Raw genomic sequence first — 2302 nt, 5'->3', positions numbered from 1 at the left:
ATCATGGCAATGGCGATGGAGTAATTGTTTATTAATCAGCGAGTCCTTACCTCCCAAGCTTTTAGGGATTTTGTGGTCGATTTCTAACAAATCTCCATCCATAAAGTTATGGCTACAATAGGCGCACTTACCGTTCTGTTGGTTCAAGAGTTTAGCTCTTGTTGCGTCCATTTCGGGGTGTTCTCCAAGGCGCGTACTCCAGTAGATTAAATCACCGTCAAATGGGCTTGATGAGCTTTTAACTTTACTATGCCTCACTATGGGCGTGTCGGCATGGTTTAGTAACCTGACGGGATTTTTCCCGTTCTGATTGGTCGCGAAGGTCATGGCATTATAATCTCGATCTTGGATTCTTTGCCAATACCTTTTGTACACCCATTGTTCGCTTTTATTTGTCTGACGTGATTTTCCCCAATTTCTTAGGATCCAGTACAGGAGATTATCCAGTAATTTGTATGTCTCCTTACTCACTGCTGTGCTGTAATAGTTCGACCAGCCTCGGATAATTGGGTTTAGTTTGCCAATTAGTTGTCCTTGATTGCACCCTGTCATTTTTTTTATGATGTCAGCCAGTTTTTTGTAGTGAGTCTGTACCTTTTCTTTTTGGGGCTTGATGAGAGTTTTGAACCCTTGTTTACTCTGATGTTTGCCTAATCCGTATTGGCGTACATTGAAGCCAAGGAAGTTGAATCCTGGCTTTTCCTCGCCCATCCTGTCCAGGGTATGAGCGATTCGGGTTTTTTCGGGTCGTAACTCAAGACCAATGTCATGCAAGAAGTTTTCCGCAACTTGCTTACAACGCATCAGAACTTCGTAGTCTTTATGGAGAATTACAAAGTCGTCAGCGTAACGAATTACCCCTAAATTGTATTTTGTGTTAGCGTTGGTCTTTATACAGCTTCTTACTGCTGTTTCCAGTCCGTGCAGGGCTATATTAGCCAGAAGAGGAGAGATAACTCCTCCTTGTGGTGTTCCTGCATGGGTTGGTTCCCATTGCTGATTTAGTAGGTATCCTGCCTTTAACCAAGATTTTACTTGGCGGCGTATTGCCGGGAAGCTATTGAGTTTTTCTAGCAATCGATCGTGATTGATTTGGTCAAAGCATTTTGCTATATCCGCATCTAGCACGTATTTTGGCTTCTTGCAGATGCTTTGAAATATTGCTTCCATTGCATCGTGACATGACCTTCCTGGTCTGAAACCAAAGGAATTTGGTTCAAACCGTGCTTCCCACTCTGGTTCCAAAGCCTGTTTGACCAGACCTTGAAGCGCTCTGTCGTAAATTGTGGGAATTCCGAGGGGACGTTTTTCCGCCTTTCCGGGTTTTGGTATCATTACCCAACGCGCGAGCTTTGGCTTTTGTACCTAGTTTCAGTGTTGCCACCAGTTCCAGGCGTTGTTTAGGCGTTAGGGATTTTATCCCATCCACTCCAGCCTTTGATTTACCCTGATTATCTTGTGTCACCCTACGGACAGCTAGACATTTAGCTGCAAAGGATTTCATCAGCAACTTTTGGAGCCGTCGCATTGTGCCAACATCGCCACGTTGACTTGCGTTGAATATTCTCCTTTGGAGGCGGTAGACATGACGATGGAATTTCTTCCAAGGTATGTTTTTCCAGTTCACCATGAGTTCAGTTTTTCTGACCACTGTTTTGAGTAATCCTCTTACTTGAAACTATTCAAATCGGTTAAACGTGAGTCTGTCTGCATATCTCAAGTGTTACCCTGAGCGTTGGCTTTTGACTCTATCTTTCCTATTCGCTGTTTGTGGTTAGCACCTACCTTTGGTTTCGACCTCCCAAAGGAACAGACGAAAGGTTACTTCGTTCCTGATAAACATTGTTTCGGACTTTTAGGACGCTACTGTCTGCGGGGGTGATTGTGAGGTATATCACGACTAGAATATGCCGCTTATCTTCACCCGTTGACTCGTTTTGTCTTTGGTGTATCAGCCTTGTTTCACCAATCTGGGATGACCACAGTTCTGGCTTCGCTTTCTTGCCTGTCCAATGAGTCCCTGCCAGATAACCTTATGTCAGGCTTATTTCGGGTTATCTTTTACCCTGCTTCACGGATTGATGGCTAGTCGCTACCGTGAGGGTATGGCTTTCATTCTTATACCAAGAGGGATGGGTTTGGATTTCTAGGTTACTTTCCTCACCATCATGTTTATCAAGTTGTCAAGGTTCTTGCCTTGCTAGCCATCCTCCGATATTCGGTTTCGGCTAAACGAATCGCACATTCATCCCCCACCAGAATCTTTGATTTGGTGGGGGCATTCTGCTGTTTCTAGGTAAAA

At 44.3% G+C, this 2302-nt stretch carries 2 protein-coding genes; both read right to left on the bottom strand.

Annotated features, from left to right (window positions below; genetic code table 11):
• Nucleotides 1-1335, bottom strand: a 1335-nt coding sequence (gene ltrA / locus ACE1CM_RS27670) for a group II intron reverse transcriptase/maturase (protein ID WP_374882071.1), incomplete at its 3' end; no start/stop codon positions are given.
• Nucleotides 1217-1630, bottom strand: a complete 414-nt coding sequence (locus ACE1CM_RS27665; protein ID WP_374882072.1) for a reverse transcriptase N-terminal domain-containing protein — start codon at nucleotides 1628-1630, stop codon at nucleotides 1217-1219. The genes ACE1CM_RS27665 and ltrA, both read right to left, overlap by 119 nt.
• Between the last annotated feature and the right edge of the window lie 672 nt (nucleotides 1631-2302).

Origin of the sequence: Microseira sp. BLCC-F43 (genome assembly GCF_041929235.1) — a bacterium.
In the GTDB taxonomy this organism is placed as follows: domain Bacteria; phylum Cyanobacteriota; class Cyanobacteriia; order Cyanobacteriales; family Aerosakkonemataceae; genus Microseira.
The sequence above is the reverse complement of the archived record's forward strand: the minus strand, read 5'-3'. Positions and strand labels throughout refer to the sequence as shown.

Bases quoted from the DNA above. Each gene is read 5' to 3' on its own strand.
- ACE1CM_RS27665 (WP_374882072.1), bottom strand. From the start codon at position 1,630: ATGGTGAACTGGAAAAACATACCTTGGAAGAAATTCCATCGTCATGTC.